General features: G+C 58.0%; 17 protein-coding genes. 9 read left to right on the forward strand and 8 right to left on the reverse strand.

Annotated elements, in window-relative coordinates; translation table 11 throughout:
* Nucleotides 1–2: 2 nt before the first annotated feature.
* From ACUZ9P_RS00140 to ACUZ9P_RS00175, 8 genes are all read left to right on the forward strand, one after another.
* Complete coding sequence (locus ACUZ9P_RS00140) at nucleotides 3–2,714, forward strand: sigma 54-interacting transcriptional regulator (RefSeq protein ID WP_449248168.1); 2,712 nt, start codon at nucleotides 3–5, stop codon at nucleotides 2,712–2,714.
* Nucleotides 2,715–2,792: 78 nt separating this feature from the next.
* Nucleotides 2,793–5,357, forward strand: coding sequence for a PEP/pyruvate-binding domain-containing protein (locus tag ACUZ9P_RS00145; protein ID WP_449248169.1), 2,565 nt, complete (start codon nucleotides 2,793–2,795; stop codon nucleotides 5,355–5,357).
* 77 nt (nucleotides 5,358–5,434) lie between these two features.
* Nucleotides 5,435–6,694: an MFS transporter gene (locus ACUZ9P_RS00150; protein ID WP_298994020.1), complete on the forward strand. Its 1,260-nt coding sequence runs from the start codon at nucleotides 5,435–5,437 to the stop codon at nucleotides 6,692–6,694.
* Nucleotides 6,695–6,850: 156 nt separating this feature from the next.
* Nucleotides 6,851–7,480: a DUF2796 domain-containing protein gene (locus ACUZ9P_RS00155; protein WP_449248171.1), complete on the forward strand. Its 630-nt coding sequence runs from the start codon at nucleotides 6,851–6,853 to the stop codon at nucleotides 7,478–7,480.
* 5 nt (nucleotides 7,481–7,485) lie between these two features.
* The gene (locus tag ACUZ9P_RS00160) at nucleotides 7,486–8,274 is read left to right on the forward strand and encodes an ABC transporter ATP-binding protein (protein ID WP_449248172.1); all 789 of its coding nucleotides are present in this window, start codon (nucleotides 7,486–7,488) and stop codon (nucleotides 8,272–8,274) included.
* Nucleotides 8,271–9,542, forward strand: a complete 1,272-nt coding sequence (locus ACUZ9P_RS00165) for an ABC transporter permease (protein WP_449248173.1) — start codon at nucleotides 8,271–8,273, stop codon at nucleotides 9,540–9,542. The genes ACUZ9P_RS00160 and ACUZ9P_RS00165 overlap by 4 nt, the downstream gene beginning before the upstream one ends.
* Nucleotides 9,543–9,556: 14 nt before the next feature.
* The gene (locus ACUZ9P_RS00170; protein ID WP_298994013.1) at nucleotides 9,557–10,195 is read left to right on the forward strand and encodes a DUF3299 domain-containing protein; all 639 of its coding nucleotides are present in this window, start codon (nucleotides 9,557–9,559) and stop codon (nucleotides 10,193–10,195) included.
* The gene (locus tag ACUZ9P_RS00175; RefSeq protein WP_449248174.1) at nucleotides 10,173–10,679 is read left to right on the forward strand and encodes a Fur family transcriptional regulator; all 507 of its coding nucleotides are present in this window, start codon (nucleotides 10,173–10,175) and stop codon (nucleotides 10,677–10,679) included. The genes ACUZ9P_RS00170 and ACUZ9P_RS00175 overlap by 23 nt, the downstream gene beginning before the upstream one ends.
* Nucleotides 10,680–10,889: 210 nt before the next feature.
* Here ACUZ9P_RS00175 and ACUZ9P_RS00180 read toward each other — a convergent pair whose 3' ends face one another.
* From ACUZ9P_RS00180 to ACUZ9P_RS00215, 8 genes are all read right to left on the reverse strand, one after another.
* Nucleotides 10,890–11,273, reverse strand: a complete 384-nt coding sequence (locus ACUZ9P_RS00180; protein ID WP_240825140.1) for a 4Fe-4S binding protein — start codon at nucleotides 11,271–11,273, stop codon at nucleotides 10,890–10,892.
* A 3-nt stretch (nucleotides 11,274–11,276) separates the two neighbouring features.
* A complete protein-coding gene (locus ACUZ9P_RS00185) occupies nucleotides 11,277–12,359 on the reverse strand; it encodes a hydrogenase large subunit (RefSeq protein ID WP_215647835.1) in 1,083 nt (360 codons plus the stop codon).
* Nucleotides 12,356–12,832, reverse strand: coding sequence for an NADH-quinone oxidoreductase subunit C (locus ACUZ9P_RS00190; protein WP_022658253.1), 477 nt, complete (start codon nucleotides 12,830–12,832; stop codon nucleotides 12,356–12,358). Before ACUZ9P_RS00190 ends, ACUZ9P_RS00185 begins: the two co-directional genes overlap by 4 nt.
* An 18-nt stretch (nucleotides 12,833–12,850) precedes the next feature.
* Nucleotides 12,851–13,411, reverse strand: a complete 561-nt coding sequence (locus ACUZ9P_RS00195; RefSeq protein ID WP_449248175.1) for an NADH-quinone oxidoreductase subunit B family protein — start codon at nucleotides 13,409–13,411, stop codon at nucleotides 12,851–12,853.
* A 12-nt stretch (nucleotides 13,412–13,423) separates the two neighbouring features.
* Nucleotides 13,424–14,275: a respiratory chain complex I subunit 1 family protein gene (locus ACUZ9P_RS00200; protein WP_449248176.1), complete on the reverse strand. Its 852-nt coding sequence runs from the start codon at nucleotides 14,273–14,275 to the stop codon at nucleotides 13,424–13,426.
* Nucleotides 14,275–16,230, reverse strand: a complete 1,956-nt coding sequence (locus tag ACUZ9P_RS00205) for an NADH-quinone oxidoreductase subunit 5 family protein (RefSeq protein ID WP_449248177.1) — start codon at nucleotides 16,228–16,230, stop codon at nucleotides 14,275–14,277. Before ACUZ9P_RS00205 ends, ACUZ9P_RS00200 begins: the two co-directional genes overlap by 1 nt.
* A 505-nt stretch (nucleotides 16,231–16,735) precedes the next feature.
* Complete coding sequence (gene argF / locus ACUZ9P_RS00210) at nucleotides 16,736–17,758, reverse strand: ornithine carbamoyltransferase (RefSeq protein ID WP_449248178.1); 1,023 nt, start codon at nucleotides 17,756–17,758, stop codon at nucleotides 16,736–16,738.
* Nucleotides 17,759–17,818: 60 nt separating this feature from the next.
* Nucleotides 17,819–18,367, reverse strand: a complete 549-nt coding sequence (locus tag ACUZ9P_RS00215) for an N-acetyltransferase (protein WP_449248179.1) — start codon at nucleotides 18,365–18,367, stop codon at nucleotides 17,819–17,821.
* Nucleotides 18,368–18,620: 253 nt separating this feature from the next.
* Here ACUZ9P_RS00215 and ACUZ9P_RS00220 point away from each other — a divergent pair, with 253 nt between their 5' ends.
* The gene (locus tag ACUZ9P_RS00220; RefSeq protein WP_449248180.1) at nucleotides 18,621–20,057 is read left to right on the forward strand and encodes a histidine-type phosphatase; all 1,437 of its coding nucleotides are present in this window, start codon (nucleotides 18,621–18,623) and stop codon (nucleotides 20,055–20,057) included.
* Nucleotides 20,058–20,134 lie beyond the last annotated feature (77 nt).

A 20,134-nucleotide genomic window follows, 5' to 3' on the forward strand; every position in this document is an offset into this window, starting at 1 on the left:
CCATGCGCTTACACAGAACACTTCCCCAGGGCAGTTCGCTGGAGTTCACGGCGTTCTTTATGAATCGCAGCCTTGCAAGCCGCATGCTGATGCTGGGCTTGCCCCTGCTGGCGCTTGTACTGCTGATTATTTTTACTGCTACGGGCAGTAGCATCGAGGCCATTCTTGATCGCGCAATTGCGCGCAATGCACAGCTTCAGTCACAGGCAATGAGCCTTGCTCTGGAACAGGCGCTTGAAGAAACGCGCAATCAGCTTCTTATTCTCGCTGCTGGCTCCATGGATCAAAAAGACATGGCCAACCGGCTCAAATTCCGCGCCAAGGCTGGCGGCTTGCGCTACAGGGAGCTGGCCTTTGAGGGTCTGGCCCCAGACAACCGCTATCTGCTTGTCAACACAGGCGGGGATATCATCAATGTTCCCATGCGGCAGGCCCTTGCCAGCCCCACCGGCCCCTTCCACTCCATTGCTTCTGAACACCGCACCGGGCACGTCAGCGTTGCCCAACCCGTGGAAGTGACCTACTCCATGGTGCCGGTTAAGGGCAGCAACCAGAACATCACCCTGCACGTGCTGCGTTTTTCCACCCCGGTTCATGATGCGGAAGGCACATTTGCCGGCTACCTGATGCTTTCTCTGGATCTGCGGGAGCTGCGGGATATCCTGTCCACCTACTCCGGCCCCAATGCACCCATTGCCGCATCAGGCGATGAGGGGCGCGTGCGCACACTTTTTTTTGATCGCGATGGCTGGATGCTCTTTCAGTCTGAAGCGCCGGATGCTGGCCTGGCCCAGCGCAGCCTAGGCACAGATGCCGTGCGCGCTGGCTTTACCGGCGATTTTGGCAGGCCGGGATTTAACACCGCATTCCGGCCCAGCCCTGAACACATCAATTACTGGAACATGGTATCCGATGTGCAGGAGGGCAAGTCAGGCCAGCTCCCCCTTTCTGAAAACAGCTCCCTGTGGAGCAGCAGCCAGATGCGGGTGGAGAGGGTAAGTTACGTGCCGGTGACCTTCAGCCCGGTTTCGCAGGCAACAATTGTACTGGGCGGTCTGGCGGTATTGGACACCAGTTTTACCACCACGCGCACGGGCGTGCAGCTCATGGGCATCTATGTGGGGGCCTTTCTTGGCGGCATGCTGCTTTTGGGGTTGAGCCTTTGGTGGCTTGCGCGGCAGACGGGCAGATCACTCAATGCCGTGACTGCGGAACTTGAACGCTGCAACGCCGAAGGAAACGACAAGAATATAGATATGCCCCAAATGCCGCGAGAGCTGGAACGGCTCAAGACTGGCATAAACACCCTGCTTGAACGCTTGCGCTTTGCTGCGGAGGCCCGCCGCCTGCGCGCCGCGGAGGATGATGCCCAGCAACAGCGCGAGCCAGTGGAAGATCTGCCGCATCCCGAAGACCTGCCCGTCAACAGCCTTATTGGCACATCCCCCACCATGCTTGCCCTGTGCGACAATGTCCGCAAGGCTTCGCAGGTGATGGCCGATGTGCTGGTTGTGGGCGAAACCGGCACAGGCAAGGAGCTGGTTTCCGAGGCCATCCACAGGCTCAGCGCACGGGCTTCGGGGCCGTTCATTACCATCAATTGCGGCGCGCTGGATGAAAATCTGCTCATGGACACCCTTTTCGGGCATGTGAAAGGCGCATTCACCGAGGCGCGCGCGCCACGTAAAGGGGCTTTTCTGACGGCGCAGGGCGGCACGCTCATGCTGGACGAAGTGGGCAATGCGGCCCCCAAGGTGCAGCAGGCCCTGCTGCGGGCGCTCTCCACCAGGCGAATCAGGCCGCTGGGCAGCGATGAAGACGTACCTTTTGACACGCGCATCATTGCGGCCACCAATGCATCACTTATAGATGATTCGCAAAAAGGCACTTTCCGCGAGGACTTGTACTACCGGTTGGCCGTCATCACCATCAACACGCCGCCGCTGCGGGAGCGCAAGACGGACATTCCCTCGCTGGCTGTCTATTTTCTTTCGGAAGCTCTCAAGGCCAAGGCAAGGCTGAAAGCCGAGGGCGGAGCACAGCCCGCTGGCGGGCTGGCTGCAATGACCGCCGCCATGCCGCAGGTCAGCAAAGGAGCCATGGCCAAACTGATGGACTACGACTGGCCCGGCAATGTGCGCGAATTAAAAAACACCCTCACGCGGGCTCTGACATTCTGCGAAGGTGGCATCCTACTTGCAGAAGATATTCAGCTTGGCGCGGCTACCCAGCCGCAAAACGACGCCATCCCGGCAGGACAGAACGAAACTGCGGCAGCTCCGGCGCAGGAATCGCGCAAGCCGCAGGATGATCCTTGCGATCAGGGATTCTGCACAACGCCCCCTGCCGAAGATCCTGCATCGGCAGAAGGTTTGCCCGGCAGGCTGGTTAGCTCGGCGGCCGCAGATATTCCCATGCAGGCCTCAGCGGGCGACCCTGCCCCTCAGCCGCAAAACGAGGCCTCCGCGCAACTGGATACCCTGCTGCGCGGCAAGGACTCTGCGGACAAGCTCAACCGGCGCGTCATGGAGGTCTGGCCGACCATCGCGGCTTCGGGCAGCATCAGCAGGCAGGAATATCAAGCGCTTGCCGGGAAAAATATTTCCATGCGCACGGCTCAGTACGACCTGCAATTGCTTGTGCAGCTGGGGCTTGTGCGCAAAGACGGACGCGGCCCTGCGCAGAGGTATATTGTAATCGGGCAGGGACGCTGACAAGCAACGTTTACGCATCAGGCATTCAGCATCATCAGTTTCAGGGCATGACGAAAATCTGCGATCAAGGATATCCGTATGGCCTCTCTGCTGAGAAAACTGTTTGGCATTGCCCCTCGTGTTGGCCGCGAGGCGGCCATGGACGCCTTCAACAAACGCTATGTCTCGTTCAAGGAACTGCTCCAGGCCAATGCAGATCTGGCCGGGGTAATGGCCGGGCTGGACGCCACCCTGCGCGGCGACAAGCACATGGAAACCAGCGAAGTGCGCAAGCAGGCCCGCCGGGCCATATTCCACTGCGAGCGCATGGCCTCTACCCTGAGCGAAATGTCAGGGCAGTGCGATATTTCTCTGGGCAGCGCCGTACATTCCATTGCCGCGCGCATTGAGCACGAGCTAGATCAGCACACGCGCGGCGATGTGCCGCAGTTTACCCTGCCCCTCTCAGAGGTTGATGCCAGCATGGCCTACAGTGTCGGCGGCAAAAACGCCAACCTCGGCGAGCTGCGCAATATGCTGGATATGCCTGTGCCGCGCGGATTTTCCATCACTATCCGGGCATGCAGCTTTTTTTTGCTGCGCACGCCGGGCCTGTTTAAAAACCTGTTCAGGCTGCTGAAATCTGTTGACCCCGAAAAACCCGCGTTAATTGCAGAAATTTCCAAAAATATTGAGCTGCTTGTGCTGGAAGCCCCCATCCCGGCAGAGGTTGAACAAGCCCTGTTTGCGGAATGGGACGCCGCCTTCGGCAAAAACGCGGATGTGGTTGTGGCTCTGCGCTCCAGCGCCATTGCCGAGGACGGCGTGCAATCTTTTGCCGGTCAGTACCGCAGTATCCTCGGCGTTACCCGCCAGGATCTGCTGTCCGCCTTCAAGAAGGTGGTTGCCAGCCTGTTTTCGCCCCGCGCCCTGACCTACCGCGCCGAACACGGCTACGATCTGGACGCCACCGGCATGGGTCTTTGCTGTGTTGAAATGGTACGGGCCAAGGCCGCTGGCGTGGCTTTTTCCCGTCATCCGGTAGACCTGCGCTCCAACGCCACTGTCATCAACGGCCTGTGGGGTCTGGGCGAAATGGTCGTGGACGGCTCGGGAACACCCGACCAGTGGCTTGTTTCCCGCGCCACAAAAAAGATCACCATGGGCACCATTGCCCACAAAACAGTGCGGCTGCGCCTTGTGCGCACCAAGACCGGCCTTGTGGAAAGCACGCTCGAATCCGTGCCCGATTCCCTGCGCGATGTTCCCTGCCTCAGCGATGATCAGGTGCGCAGACTGGCAGAAATGGTCATGGAACTCGAACGGCACTACCAGTATCCGCAGGATATGGAATGGGCCGTGGACGAAGACGACCAGATTATTTTGCTGCAAACCCGCCCCATGGGGCTGGACAGCGCCTCTGAGGAACATTCTGCCCCGGCCCTGCGCCACCTGCGCCCCCTGCTCTCAGGTGGCGACATTGCCGCGCGGGGCGTTGGTTGCGGCCCTGTTGTCCATGTGGGCGAAGGGGAAGACATGACGCACTTTCCCGAAGGGGCCGTCATGCTGCTTGCCCATTCATCGCCCAACGCCATGGCGGCCATGCGCCGCGCCTCGGCCATCATTGCAGAAACAGGCAGTCTTACCGGTCACATGGCTTCCATTTGCCGAGAATTTGGCGTGCCGACCATCATGAACCTGCCGGGCGCCAACAGTATTCTGGCCGAGGAGCAGATCGTCACCGTGGATGCGCTTACCGGCAGAATTTTTGACGGCGAAGTGCAGGAGCTGCTGACCCTGCGGCTGGTGAAGCCTCAGGCCCGACCCAGCAGCCCGGCTCTGGTGCTTTTACGGCGCATCGCCCCCTATATTTTACCGCTGCATCTGGTGGATCCGCGCGCGGATACCTTCACGCCCCGCCACTGCACATCGCTGCACGACATCATGCGCTATGTGCACGAATTGAGCTATTCCCAGATGTTCCAGATATCCGACAGAGTTACGGATCACTGCGCGGGCGTTGCCAGCAAGCTGGTCTGCACGGTGCCGCTTGATCTGCACGTGATTGATCTGGGCGGTGGGCTGCGCAATCCGGAATCCCGCCAGGTAACGCCAAATGATGTGCTGAGCGTGCCTTTCAAGTGCGTGCTTGACGGCATGCTCAATCCGGCGGTGCAGGCTCGTGGCCCACGGCCTGTAAACATGCGCGGATTTCTTTCTGTCATGGGGCAGACCGCCATTGGCTGCAATGAGGAGGGCTGTTCACGCTTTGGCCAGCGCAGCTATGCCATAGTTTCCGACCGCTATCTCAATTTTTCGTCCCGAGTAGGCTACCACTACGCCATTCTTGACTGCTGGTGCGGCGAAACCCTGAGCAAGAACTACATCCGCTTTGAATTTGCCGGGGGTGCGGCTGCCAATGCCCAGCGCGTAAGGCGTGTGCAGTGCATAGGCCTGATCCTCAAAGAGCTGGGCTTTACCGTTGAGATAACGGGTGATAGACTGCGGGCACGTTACCAGAAATACCCCAGGCATGAGCTGTGCGCGCGCCTGGATCAACTGGGACGACTCCTGATAATGACCCGCCAGATGGACATGCTCATGGTGGACGATGCAGCAGTGCAATCCTACGCCACCAAGTTCCTCAATGGCGAATATCATTAGCCGCACACCCTTTGCGGGGGTGGGCCCGGCCCCGCACGGCGGCCTGGGCCATCGCGGCACAACACGATTGAGGCCCCATGCCGCCCCTAGCCGCATCGCCTGCGCAAACCCCGGAAGGCACTGCCTTCCCTGATCCGCCGCAGACGTTATTAAGCCGTGATTTTGTTCTGCTGTTCTGCATGACCATGTGCTGCAACAGTTTTGTGGCCGTCTTTTACTGCTTTGAGCAATGGCTCGAAGGCCTCTCTGTCAGCCCGAACTGGCGGGGAGTGCTGCTCTCTTCCATGTTTGTCATGGTTCTGATTTTCAGGCAGGTGGCAAGCGTGGTTCTGTTGCGCCGTGGCAAACTCTTGCCCATGGGCATTGCCATCATCATTTCAAGCGGTGTCATGCTGGCCTACCCTTATGTGGGTGGCTCCCATATTATTGAGCTGATTCTGCTGTTGCGCGTGGTACAGGGTATTGCCCTTGCCTTTTTCTCCTGCTGCACGGTGTCCGTGCTGGTGAGTTGCATACCCAAAGGCCAAAGCGCGCGTGGTTTTGCCATCTTTTCGCTCACCCTGCTGCTGCCCTATTCCATCATTCCGGCAGTAGGGGAACAGATACTTGCCCTGCTCGGGGGCGAACCCCACCTCTTTGCCTTCACGGCTCTGCTGGGCATTCCCTCCCTGCTCATGCTGGTGCCGCTGGCACCGCGCCTGCGCAAGCCAGAAATGGCCCAGGAGGCAGAAGGCGGCATGTCTGGTCGGGAATTATGGCATGCAGTGAGTCATTCCGGCCTGTTTTTTGTGTATATGGCCTGCATGACATTCAGCATCATGACAGTGCTGGCCATCTTTTTCATGAAGGGTTTGTGCTCCATCACCGGCGCGCACCCGGCGTGGTTTTTCAGCACCTATACGCTCACCATCATTCTGGTGCGTCTGGTGGGCAGCCACAGGCTCGATACGCTGCCGCGCCACAGGATTACCATTCTGTGCAGCATCCTTCTGGTCTGTTGCATGCTTGGGCTGGCCTGGGGGCCGCTGTGGGCCTTCATTCCCCTCACCTTCCTGTACGGGCTGGGGCTGGGCCTGCTTTACCCTCTGCTGGCGGCCATGGTCTATGACCGCTCCACACCCACCACACGCTCCATCAACTCTAATGTGATGATGGCCACCTTCGATTCCAGCGGCATTTTTGCCCCCATAATCGGAGGATTGGTTATGTATGAAGGCTTCGGCTACCGGGGTGTTTTTGTGGCCACGGCAGTTTCCATCGGCCTGTGCGGCCTTTCCATGGTGGCCGACAAACTGCGCGTTGCCCACTGGCAACGGCAGGGTCGCCACATAGCTTAAGCACCAGACTCTACAAGCGCGGGGCAAGAACCCGGTCAACAGCAGCCATGCGACGGCGAGAGGAAGTGTTGCCTTTGACAAAAATGCAATAATATATCATTTCATTTTCTGGCGCAAAAAACGCTTACATCCTGATCCAGAAACATGGGAGAAATGATGAAAAACCTGATTCTTGTGACGGCCTGCACAGTTCTGTTCGCAGCCGCCCCCGCGCTTGCGCATGGCCCGCACGAACATGGCGCAGCCCGCCTGGACGTGGCTGTGGAAGGCAATATTGTAGAAATCAGCCTCGAAAGTCCCCTTGCCAACGCCCTACCCTTTGAGCACGCACCCCGCGATGCAGCCCAACGCCAAGCCGTGCAGAACATGGCGGCAGCCTTGCATAAGGCAGAAAATATTTTTGTTTTTCCCGCCGCTGCCCAGTGCCGCACCAAAAAGGTAACGCTGGAATCCGATGCCCTGCCCGAGGCCCTGCTGGGAGCAAAGCCAGCCACGCAGCCGGAACAGGCGCAAGCATCAACGCAGAACGCGTCTGCCGCCCCCGCGGTTGAACCCAAGGCACATGCAGACCATGACGAACATGCCGGGCACGATGAACACAGCGGCCACGCAGATCTGGACGCGTCCTTCACCTTTGAATGCGCGCAGCCCGAAGCACTGCACGGCATGGACGTGCGTCTTTTTTCCGCATGGCCAGCTCTGCATGAGCTGCGCGTGCAGATAGTCAGCCCCACAGGGCAGCATGCCGCCGAACTGAACGAACAGGCCCACACCCTCAAGTGGTAACTCCCATGAATTCCGATACGCCAACACCACCGCAAGCGCCTTGCAGCACGAATGCAGGCGAGAAGGCAGTCCTGCTTGAAAACTGCACATTTTGCTGGCCCGGCCAAGAGGAAGAAACCCTGCATATTCCCCTGTTCAGTATGGGCAAAGGGGAGACGGTCTTTCTTTCCGGCCCCAGCGGCGGGGGCAAAAGCACCCTGCTCAGCCTCATTGCAGGAATACTCCAACCAGCTTCTGGCAGTGTGCGCGTCAACGGAATTCGTGTGGACACCTTGCCCAGATTCGCCAGAGATTCCTTTCGCGGCGACACCGTCGGCCTGATCTTTCAGCAGTTCAATCTTGTTCCGCATCTCTCCATGCTGGACAATGTGCTGCTGCCCTGCCGTTTTTCGCCCATACGCACCACACGGGCAGCGGAAAAGGATGGAAGCCCGGAGCACTCCGCGCAACGTCTGCTTGAGCGTCTTGGCCTTGGGCCGGAACTGTGGCGCAAAAGCGTAACCCGCCTTTCTGTGGGGCAACAGCAGCGGGTTGCCGCCGCCCGCGCCCTTGTAGGCTCGCCCCCGCTGGTCATGGCTGACGAACCCACCTCTGCGCTGGATGCGGAACGGCGGGCGGATTTTCTGCGCCTGCTGCTACGCGAAAGCGCCGATGCCGGATCAAGCCTGCTGTTTGTCAGCCATGACCTGTCTCTGGCGGATTTTTTTGAACGCCGGGTCCGGCTGGCAGAGATTAACCGGGCCGATGCCAGCAGGGCCGACAAGGGAACAATCCCGCAGGGGGAAACCGAATGAGCCGTTGGCGTTTTTTGTTGGGGCTTGCCTGGTCGAGCGCATGGAATCGCCGGGGAACCCTGAGCCTTGTGGTATTTTCCATAGCGCTTTCCACCACCTTGCTGCTCGGTATGGAGCGAGTGCGCACTCAGGTGCGCGATAATTTTATTCAGGCCGTTTCTGGTACGGATATGGTGGTCGGGGCGCGCGGCAGCGAGTTGCAACTACTGCTCTATGCCGTGTTCCACATGGGCAAAGCCACCAACAACATGGGGTGGGACAGCGCCCAGCGCATTGCCCAACGCAAGGACGTGGCCTGGACTATCCCCCTGTCGCTCGGCGATTCACACAAGGGATTTGCCGTAGTGGGCACTTCGGGCGATTTTTTTACCCAGTACCAATACAGCAGGCGCATGCATCTGCAACTGGCGCAGGGCGTGCCTTTTGACGGCATCTTTGATGTTGTGCTGGGGGCGGAGGTTGCCAGCAAAGAGCACTACAGGCTGGGCGACAAGTTGGTACTCAGCCACGGCTCGGGCGGCGCCCACCTTGCCCAACATACGGACAAGCCCTTTACTGTTTGCGGCATTCTTGCGCCCACAGGTACGCCTGTGGATCGAGCTTTGTACATCAGCCTTGCCGCCATGGAGGCCATCCACATCGACTGGCAGGGCGGCGCGCCTGTGCCGGGTTTTCATGTGCGGCCAGATCAGGTAACCAAGTTCAGCCTCGCACCCAAGAGTATTACGGCGGTGCTGGTTGGCCTGAAAAACCGCGCCCGCGTTTTTGCGGCGCAAAGGGAAATCAACGCCGACCAGCAGGAGGCCCTCATGGCTGTTATGCCCGGGGTGGCGTTGGATCAGCTATGGAGCCTGCTGCGCGCGGGCGAAAATGCCTTGCGCGTCCTCTCCTGGCTGGTAACTGTGGCTGGGCTGGCTGGCCTTGTGGCCGCCATTCTGGCAGGGCTGGGTGAACGGCGGCGCGAGCTGGCCGTGCTGCGTGCGGCAGGGGCAAGCCCTCTGGATATTGTGGCCCTTCTGGCGTTTGAAAGCACGCTGCTGGTCGTTGCAGGCGCTCTGGCTGGAACTGCCGCCCTGGCCGCCCTGCTGGCCGTGTTTGGCCCAGTGCTGGCTTCGGACTATGGACTGAACCTTACGCTCACTCTGCCCACAGCCGCCGAATGGCGCTTGCTTGGCGGGATTGTGGCCGCTGGTTTTGCCGCCGGGCTTATCCCGGCATGGCGGGCCTACCGCATGAGTCTGGCTGACGGCCTCAACACCTCTGTATAATAAAGGAACCTGCCATGAAAACAGCCTCGTCCACAGGGCGCATCCTCTGTATGCTGGCAGCATTGCTGTGCGGCTTGCACAGCGCAACCGCCCTCGCCCTGACTGACGATTACGAGCGGCAAAAAATCGAACACTGGCAGCCCTCGCGCGAAGATGCGGACACCGCCGCTGCCGCGAAAAAAAGTGGAAAATACACCGAAATCACATGGGACAAGCTGATTCCGCCATCATGGAATCCCGCAAAAGTTTTTGACAAGTTCAATTTTGACAAGTTCAGCGATGACGACCCCAGAGCCGACAAGGCCCTGAAAGAATTTCAGGCCCTGTGGAGCAACGCGCCAGCCAACAAGGCATTGGGCGGCAAGCTGGTTCGCATAGCCGGATTTGTGGCTCCCCTTGATTTTCTGGGCGGCGATGAACTGGCCGAATTTCTGCTGGTTCCCTATTTCGGCGCGTGCATTCACGTGCCGCCGCCCCCGGCCAACCAGATCATCTACGTCACACTGGACAAGCCACGCGGCATACAGATGATGGACACCGTGTGGGTATACGGAAAGCTTGAAATCGAAAAAACAGAAAGCGACATCGGCGATGCGGGATACCGCATCAAGGCTGAGGCGGTGGAACCCTATGTGGAAGACGAAAACAACTGATCAGGCAGAACCTGCCTGTTGTCAGGCGGAAACATCGTGCTGTCAGGCAGACCAGCCGCGCGTGGGCCACACTCTGCGGCTCACGCCCTTGCGGCGCATGGTGCTTGCCTATCTGCAACAGGCTCAGGAACCCGTTAAGGCCTATGACATCCTTGATGCCCTGCGCGGCAAATCCTCCAAGGCCCTCACGCCTGCAAGCGTCTACAGGACGCTTGAATTTCTGCTCAACCAGGGTCTTGTGCACAAAATCGGCTCACTCAATGCCTTTGTGGCCTGCGCGCAAGCCTGCCAGGAGCCTCATGCGCCCGTGTTCATGCTGGTATGCCCCGGTTGCCGCAAGAGCCGGGAGGTAGACAATCCCGCGCTGTATCAGACCATCTTTTCCACCATGCAGCAGCAGGGCTTTCAGCTTCAGGGCGACACGGTGGAACTGACCGGCATCTGCCCCCAGTGCGCGCAAATCGGTGCGGAATTCGGCGCGTGACGGATTAATGCAGAGTATTGCGGTTCTGAGCCAGCGATAGCCCCGCAAACGCAAAAGGCGGCGCGGTTCTCCATAACAGAAAAAACGCGCCGCCGTGCCCTGTCCGGAAAATAGACGGGGTGAGAATGTTGGCAAAGTCAACTCAAGGGTAAATCAGAAAGCAAAGTTTGGTAAAAGCGAAGGGCCTTTGCAGGCCCTTCGCTTTTTCAGTTATTTTTCCGTGTCTTCCCCGCCCTTGGCCTCGGCCTTGGCTTTCTTGACGCGCGGGGTTCCGGTGCGGTGCACTACAAACTTGCTGATGGAAGGTTTGCGGTGCACTGGCTCCTGATGCAGACATTTTGTGGGGCATTTTTCCACACACGCGGAGCAGTACACGCACAGGAAGGGATCATAATTCCACTTTCCGGCTTTTGCATCCACGGTAATGGCATCGGTTGGGCATACTCTTGCGCAGGAATTACAGAATATGCACTTTTCAACCTCGTTGGTGATCACGCCGCGATAGGCGGGGAAGGGTTCGCGCTCTTCCAGAGGATACAGCCGCGTGGCTGGCTTGCCCGAAAGATTGCGCAGCACGTTTGGGAGCATATACATGGGCTACCTCTCTGTGCAGGAGATGCACGGGTCGATACTCAGCACGATAACCGGCACGTCGGGCAGTTTGCAGCCCGGCAGCATGTGCAGCAGGGGCGGCACGTTGGCAAAGGTGGGCGTACGCACGCGCATGCGCTCCAGATTCTTGGTGCCGTTGGCCCGTATGTAATAGAACAGCTCGCCGCGGGGCTGCTCCACACGAAAGACCGATTCGCCCTCGGGGTTGCCGGTAACCTTTACGGTCAGCTCGCTTTCGGGCAGGCGGTTCAAGGCCTCGCGGATAAGCTCTATGGAGTGCAGCACTTCATAAAAGCGTACCTTGGAGCGGGCGTAGCAGTCACCGTCATTCTCAACCACGGGAATAAAGTTGAGATCCTTGTAAGCGGCGTAGCCGTGCATGCGTTCATCGATTTCCCAGCCGCTGCCGCGCAGGGTGGGGCCGGCAGCGCCAAGCAGGCGGGCATCGTCCTTGCTCAGGTAGCCGATGCCGCGCGTGCGTTCCTGCACGGTGTAGTCGTCAAGCATGGTGCGGGTAAGTTCGCGCATGCCCTTTTCCAGTTCGTCCAGACGTCCATGCATCCAGCGTATCTGATCGGGGCTGAGGTCGCGGCGCACGCCGCCAACCACGTTGACCGAAAGGATAACGCGGTTGCCCGCCGTGGCTTCGCAGATGTCCATGACATGCTCGCGGATGCGCCAGAACTGCTGGAACACGCTTTCAAAGCCAAACGAGTCGGCAAACAGGCCGAGCCACAGCATGTGGGAGTGTATCCGGTGCAGTTCTGACCAGATAACCCGCAAAAACTGCGCGCGCGGCGGCGCTGTAATGCCCATCATGTCTTCAATGGCGTTGCAGTAGCAGTTGGCATGAATGCACGAGCAGATGCCGCAGATGCGCTCGACCACAAAGACCATCTGATTGTAGTCCTTGAGCCGCACAAGGCTTTCAAGCCCGCGATGGACAAAACCAAGCTGGGGCACGGCCCCGACCACGGTTTCATCTTCCACCACAAACTTGATGTGCAGCGGTTCGGGCAGTACGGGATGCTGCGGCCCGAAAGGAATCACGGTTGTGCGGTTGCTCATGCCTTCTCTCCTTTGGCCGTGTCATCCTTGGCGGCCTCGGCCTTGGCGGCAGGCCGCCGGACCGTGGTCATAGTAAAGTACGGCGCGTGGGTGACTTCGCCTTCCAGATACATGGCCCCCTGGTAATCCAGGGGCAGATCAGCAAAATGCACCCCGAACTGATCCTGCGTTTCGTTCTCAACGAGGACAGCGCAGAAATATACGGGCGTGATGCTGGGGATGGCGTCGTTCTTGTTCACATCCATGCGCAGATGCACCATGCCCTTGGCGTCAGTGGGTTCCCACACGCACAGCTCGGCGTTGTGGCGCAGGTCGGACATGGTGAGGTTTACGTCAAAGTGATAGAAAAGCCGCAGCGTGTTTTCGTCCATGACGGTCTGCGACATGGTCACAAAACGGTATTTGGCGTTGGCAAGCTGCTGCACTTCTGAAAGCAGCGTTTGCGGCGTCACTTCCTTGGCTTCAAAAAACATGGCTCTATCCTTTCCGGGTTAACCCGCGTTTTGCTGTGGCTTGTCGGGGGCTTCTTCCGGCGCGGACTCCGCCTGCGGCGTCATGTCGGGAGTGCCGTCCTCATCGCCCGGCATAAAGGTGGGCACAGGCTCGGGGCCAAGGCCCATTTTGGCCTTGAGCACGCCAAGGGCCTGCACCACGCCGTCAATGATGGCCTCGGGTTTGGGCGGGCAGCCGGGCACGAACACATCAACAGGAATGATGTTGTACGCGCCGTTCAGCACATTATAGGTATCCTTGAACACGCCCCCGGAAAGGTTGCAGGCTCCGATGGAAACCACGGCCTTGGGCGAAGGCATCTGTTCGTATATCTGCTTGAGCACATGCTGGTTGCGGTGGTTCACCGTGCCTGTAACCAGCAGCACGTCGGCATGCTTGGGGTTGCCCGCGTTGACCACCCCGAAACGTTCTACGTCATACATGGGCGTCAGACAGGCCAGCACCTCGATGTCGCAGCCGTTGCAGGAACCGCAGTCAAAATGAACTATCCACGGAGACTTCAGGCGGCTCCACTTGATCATATTGTCGACGAAACCCATATTCCGGCCTCCTTACGCCACGTACAGCCATAAAAGATTAACCAGGGCCAGGCCCATGCCGAGCAGCAGAGACTTCTTTTGCACCATCCACTGCCACGTCAGACGGGCGGTGATGTTGTCGATAAGAATTTCCGTGAACAGTGAGGCGCCCACAAGAACCGCCATTCCCACACAGCTGGTGTGCCAGAACATGGCGCACAGCCCAAGAATAAGCACAAGGTCAAACCAGTGGGCAATTTCAATCAGCGCAAGGTAGGGGCCGGAATATTCGGTCTGCACGCCGCGCACCAGTTCCTGGTGGCCGTGGTGGCTGGCCGCGATATCAAAGGGCGACTTGCGCAGTTTGATTGTCAGGGCGTAACCCAACGCCAGAAACAGCAGGGGCATCTTGAGCAGCAACGGCTGCTCGAGATGGAACACTGCGGCAATGGAGAACGAGCCCGTGCACATGGCAAAGCCAACGAACACCAGGATCAGAATAGGCTCATAGGCAAGCATGAGCAACAGCTCGCGCTGCGCGCCTACGTTGCTGTAGGGCGAAGGCACGCATATAGCGCCAACCACCTGAAACACCGCGCCCACTGTGAGCACGAAGAACAGCAGTAGCAAATCCCCGCCCATGAAGAAAATCAGCAAAGCAAGCGCCGATGAAATCAGCGTGATATACGCGCTGAACACCAGCCATGCGTTGGTAACCTGGGGCTGTTTGCCCAGCAGTTTGAGGATGTCGTAAAAGGGCTGGAGCAGTGGCGGACCAATGCGCGACTGAAGACGCGCCGTGATCCGGCGATCCAGACCGGTAAGCAGGCCGCCCACCAGGGGCGACAGGATCAACCCGCCGATAGCGCTGAAGATGGTGAGCATTACAGCAGACCTCCTACCAGAACGACCAGGAATGCGATGGAAATCATGTCGATAGCCCGCGTGATCTTGCTCTCGCCGAAATACTGGCAGAGATAGAAGTTGGACACGCGCACTGGCTCAAACACATTCATGGGACCCTTGAAGCCCACCACGCCGTCCTTTTCTGCCGCCAGGCCCGAAAAATACGGCTGCGCATGGGCAGACTCAGGTGTTCTGCGGGATTCTCGCCATGCAAACCACACGCCCAAGCCAAGAAGAATGAACAGCAGATAAATCCACACATACCCTTCTGCGCTGGTCAGGGTTGCGCCGGGAATAAAGCCTTCAGTCTGCAAGTTAAAGCGCGCGTAAACACCCGAAACAGAAGGCTCCACAAAGGTCTTCAGCACGAGGGGCGAAATGAACGAAAACACCACGGCAAGCCCGCACAGCGAACGCAGCGCAAACATGACCGAGGGCTTGGGATTACCGTGAGCCGCATGCTCGTGCATCTTGGAAGACGACACCAGCACACCGGCCCAGCGCGCCCAGAAGAGCACGGTAAAGGCCGAGCCAAGCGCCACAAAGAAGACGATGGGCGTCATGGCCTGAGTGGCGCGGGCAATGGCTTCTATGGCCATCCACTTGCCTATGAGCATGCCAAATGGCGGCAGCATCATGGTGAAGATGCCGATCACAGTGATAATGGCTGTGCGGGGCATTATACCGTAGAGGCCGCGCATGTCTTCGATATCGCGCGAACCAATGCGCTGTTCAATGGCGCCGACGCACATGAACAACAGGCCCTTGGATACGGAGTGGTAAATGATGATGGTCGTCGCCGCCATCATGGATGCAGCGGTGTTGATGCCCACACAGGCGATGATCAGCCCGAGGTTGGCGATTGTGGAATACGCCAGAACCTTTTTTGCATTACTTTGGCTGACCGCAAGAATACATGTGGCCACAAAGGTAAATGCGCCGAACAGGGCCACGATGGTGGACATGGTGGTTCCCGCAAAGGCCGGAGCCATGCGCAACAGCAGGTAAGTGCCCGCCTTGACCATGGTAGCCGAGTGCAACAGGGCCGAAACTGGCGTTGGCGCAACCATTGCGCCGCACAGCCAGCTCTCGAAGGGAACCTGCGCCGACTTTGTAAAGGCCGCCAGACAGAAGAACGCAAAGGGTAAGAGAATGGCCGTGTTCTTTACGTCCATCGAGGTCATCTTTTGCAGCACGAGCTCTGTCGAAAGCGTGCCAAGGCTTTTCTGAATAAACAGCATGGCCGAAACAAAGGCCAGACCGCCCAGAACGTTCATCCACAATGCGCGCTGGGCATTGGCCTTGGCCTCGTCTGTCTGGTCATGCCCTATGAGCATGAAGGAACACAACGTTGTGATTTCCCAGAACAGGAACATCCATGAAAGGTTGTTGCAGAGCACCAGGCCGTTCATGGCGCCAAGGAAGCAGAAAATAATGGCAAAAAATCTGGGCTGGCGCGAAACACGCAGATGCAGATGCTCTTCGTGCAGATCCATGTAGCCCATGCCGTAAATGGTAATAAGCCCGCCAACCACGCTGATGATGATCACCATGATAAGCGACAGGCCGTCTGCCACAAAGGCAGTGATGGGCACTTCATGCCCGGGAAGAACAAATTTAAGGTATAACAGACCAATCAGTTGCAGCAGGGTCATGCCCATAATCAGGCGGCTGCCCAGCTTCCAACCTATGCCAAGAATGTAAACCAGCAACAGCAAGTCCAGCACGCTGAACACAGAGTCGGCAGACAGACCAAAGATGGTGTCTATCTCAAGCCGAAAAGCGCCGTTCGCTCCCAGGATCACGGCTGCCACCGCCATGACCGTGACCGCTGCAGGCACTATCAACTTGCGAGCGCTGCTGCTTTGCGTGAAATACAGCACAAGCGCCATAATAAACGGCAGTGCTACACAACAAAAAACAAGTGTACTCATCTTCTTTGCCCCACTACATTGCGAGTTGTGAAAAACTTCACTCTTGATAACTTCCTCACAACATAAAAAAACGTCCCCCCTCCTTACATTCTTTGCACATATTATTTTTATTAGAGTTAATCTATGTACATTTTTGCGTCAACATATTTGATTAATTTGCCCACATTGATTACTCAAAGAATGATTCTTAGCAAATCGCTATTATTTTAACATTCTGATTTATGGCCCAATCGCCAATCGGCAAAACAGCCGTGTTTTTCTGCTCAAAACGATGGTTTCTAGAAAACGCAGGCAAAACCTGACCAGATTACTTTTTAGACCAACTAGCGGGGATAATAGAAAGCGGCGGTGGCTGTGGGCTGCACCCCCAAAAAAACACAAGCGCCCTGGCGGCACAGCCATGCGAAAAACATGACCTTGTGCTGCGAGGGCGCTTGCTGCCAGCCGTAACGGCTGGCTCAAACAGCTGCACTCTCCCCCGGTCGGAGCCGGAGGGGATATGGGATCAGGCGTTGAACACCAGAGGGCCTTCAGCCATGGTGGCGACCATGACGGCCTTGATGGTGTGCAGGCGGTTTTCCGCCTCTTCAAAAGCCATGTTGCGCGGCGATTCAAAGACTTCATCGCTCACTTCCATGCATTCAATGCCAAAGCGCTGATAAATGTCTTCACCAACTGCGGTATCACGGTTATGGAAGCTCGGCAGACAATGCAAAAACTTGCATTGGGGATTGCCCGTCAGTTCCATTGCTGCTGTGTCCACGCGATACGGCGTCAACAGATCAATGCGCTCTTTCCATACGGAATCAGGCTCGCCCATGGACACCCAGACATCAGTGGAGAGAAAATCGCAGTCTTTAACGCCTTCGGCCACGCTTTCCGTGCGCATAATGTGCGCGCCAGTGCTCTTGGCTATGTGGAGGGCCAGTTCAAAAACTTCGTCCGATGTCCACAAAGCCCTGGGAGCAACAGAACGAAAATCCAGCCCAAGCAGGGCCGAACCAACCATCAGGGAATTGCCCATATTATAACGTGCATCCCCAAGATATGCCAGCGTTTGTTGATTCAAAGGTTTTTCGCAGCACTCGCGCATGGTCAGCATGTCGGCCAGAAACTGCGTGGGGTGCCATTCGTTGGTGAGGCCGTTCCATACCGGCACGCCAGCGTGTTCTGCCAAAGCCTCTACCCTCGCCTGCTCATAACCGCGATACTCAATGCCATCATAAAAGCGGGAAAGCACGCGGGCGGTATCGGCCATGGATTCCTTTTTGCCCACCTGCGAGCCGGAGGGGCCAAGATAGGTCACGCGCGCGCCCTGATCATAGGCTGCCACTTCAAAAGAACAGCGGGTACGCGTGGAATCCTTTTCAAAAAGGATGACAATATTTCTGTCTTGCAGAAACTTCGGCTCGCGCCGGACCTTTTTGGCCTGCTTGAGCTGGGCCGCCAAATCCAGCAGATACGTGAGGTCTTCCGGCGTGAAGTCTATTTCTTTCAGAAAATCCCGGTGATACAGCCTGTTGCTCATGACGCATTCCCACCCTTTGCAGACAGTGTGAATCCCTGCGATTATATCGCAGGTTGAAAACTATAATTCGAGTATCATTCCAATTTCGTCACAGCAGTAAAACTTGGGGCATTTACTGCATTCAACCCACACAATGGCGGGCATATCATCGCGTTTAAACTCGCTGAAGCCGCACTTGGAAAAAAACGGTGCAGCCAGCGTAAAGGCAAAAACTCTCGGCAAGCCGAGATCGCGGCATCGGCCAACCAGCGCGGCCACCAGCCTTTTGCCGAAGCCCTGCGCCTGACACAGGGGGTGAACCGCCACCGACCGAATTTCCGCCAGGTCTTCCCACAGCACATGCACAGCGCCGCAGGCCACCACAACCTCATGCCCGTCGTCAGCCGAGGGAGCCGTGGCAACCATGTAGTCCTGAATATGCTGATAGAGATACTGCGGCCCGCGCGCCAGCATGACGTTGGACGACGCATAGTGGTTGATAAGCGCAGACATGCCGTGCACGTCGCGTACCGTGGCCGAACGGATGACCAGCGCTGAAAGGTTTTCTACGCGAACATCCTGAACAAGAGGTTTGTCTTCTACGCCAACGCGTGGAACGGCAATGGGCATTATGCGCCTCGATATCTGGATACGCTCCGCCCCTGACGGGGAAGAAGCCGAAAAAGGTTACGTACAAAGCAGCCAGAGCCAAACTCTGCCGCAAAGAATAACCATAATAACAAGCTCCGCGCTGTGCAAGCAATTACGGCCCGCGAGGTGGGCAAAATTTGCACTGGCGCAGGGCCTGCAGCCTTTACGCATGCAAATCGGCGTTGCCCGCGCAGGCCTTTATGGCTATGGTACCCCCCATCAAGGAGAACGCATGCGCACTGCACCACGCTTAATCACTGTCTGCCTTGCCTGCGCACTGCTCTGCCATTTGCCCCTATCTGGCATTGCGGCGCAGCAGGGGGATGAACAACCCCGCCTTATGAAAGTTGTAGCGCTTTCCCGCCACGGGGTGCGCTCGCCTACGCAGGCTCCCGATACGCTTTCGCAGTGGAGCACCCGCAACTGGCCCCAGTGGCCTGTGCCGAGGGGTTTCCTCACGCCGCGCGGTGCGCGGCTGGTAACCGCCATGTGGGAAGACATGCGCGGACAAATGCTGAATCTTGGCCTGCTGCCTGACAGCGCCTGTCCGCCGCCCGGCAAGGTTTTTGTGCGCGCCGATGTGGATCAGCGCACCAGAGCAACAGCCAAAGCCCTGCTTGATGGCCTGTGCCGGGGGGGCGGGCAGACCTATGCCGTTTCAAGTCAGACGCCTGATCCGCTTTTTCATCCCGTGCAGGCGGGTTTTCAACTTTTTGATCCCGCCTCGGTAGCCGCAAGCATCATGGCCACGGCCGGGGGCGATCTTGATCGGCTGCACGAGGACAATGCAGGAGCCTTGACCCACATCCAGCACCTGAGCGCTCCCGTGGCCCCCACATTGTGCTCGCGCTACAATCTGCCGCCCACCTGCGGGCTCGCAGACCTGCCAAATTCTGTGAGCGTTGATGCTGACGGCAAGGGCGCAGGGCTTTCCGGCGCACTGGCAACCGCATCAAGCATGGCGGAAATTTTTTTGCTGGAATACGCCCAGTGGCCTGAATCTTCTGCCGGATGGGGCCAGGTGGACGCGCACGTTCTGCGTGAAGTGCTGCCCGTACACACAAGCGTGTTCAACACTGTGAACCGCTCTCCAGTTGTGGCTCTGTTCAAGGGGGCATCGCTGCTTTCAGAAATGGCTGCGGCCCTTGACGGCACTCATAGGGATCAACGCTGCAACGCGGCTTCCCTGGTTGTTTTTGTGGGGCACGACACCAACCTTGCCAATGTGGGCGAATTGCTGGGCGTGCACTGGCAGTTGCCCGGCTATCCCGATGACGCCACCCCGCCAGGATCAGCCCTTATCCTTGAGCTGTGGGATATGAACGGTAAAAAAGAAGTTCGCGTGCGCTTTTTTGCCCAGTCGCTGGAAGCCCTGCACGAACCCTTTGTTGATCAGCCGCAGCCTGTGGGCGGCCTGACCATCCCCCAATTTACCGACCCAGCCAGAACCCACAAGACAACTGCGGCGCTGGTAACAGCGCCCCCTGTTGTGGGGGAGGCCCGCTTCAGCCTTGAAAATTTTTCTCAGCGGGTCGGCAAGGCACTGCGTAATGCATCCCTGGTCCCGCAAGAGGTTCCTCCCCTGCGCCTGCGTGTGGACAGCGATGTGGACAGCGGAGCTGCCACGGCCACATCCGCTGAGGCTTCTTCACCCGCAAAAGCCCGCTGACCCCATAAGCCCCCCTGCATTCCATACCGCCGCACCAGTTGATGCGGCGGTTTTTTATTTTTTCCAACACCGCATGC

Source organism: Desulfovibrio intestinivivus (assembly GCF_053570665.1).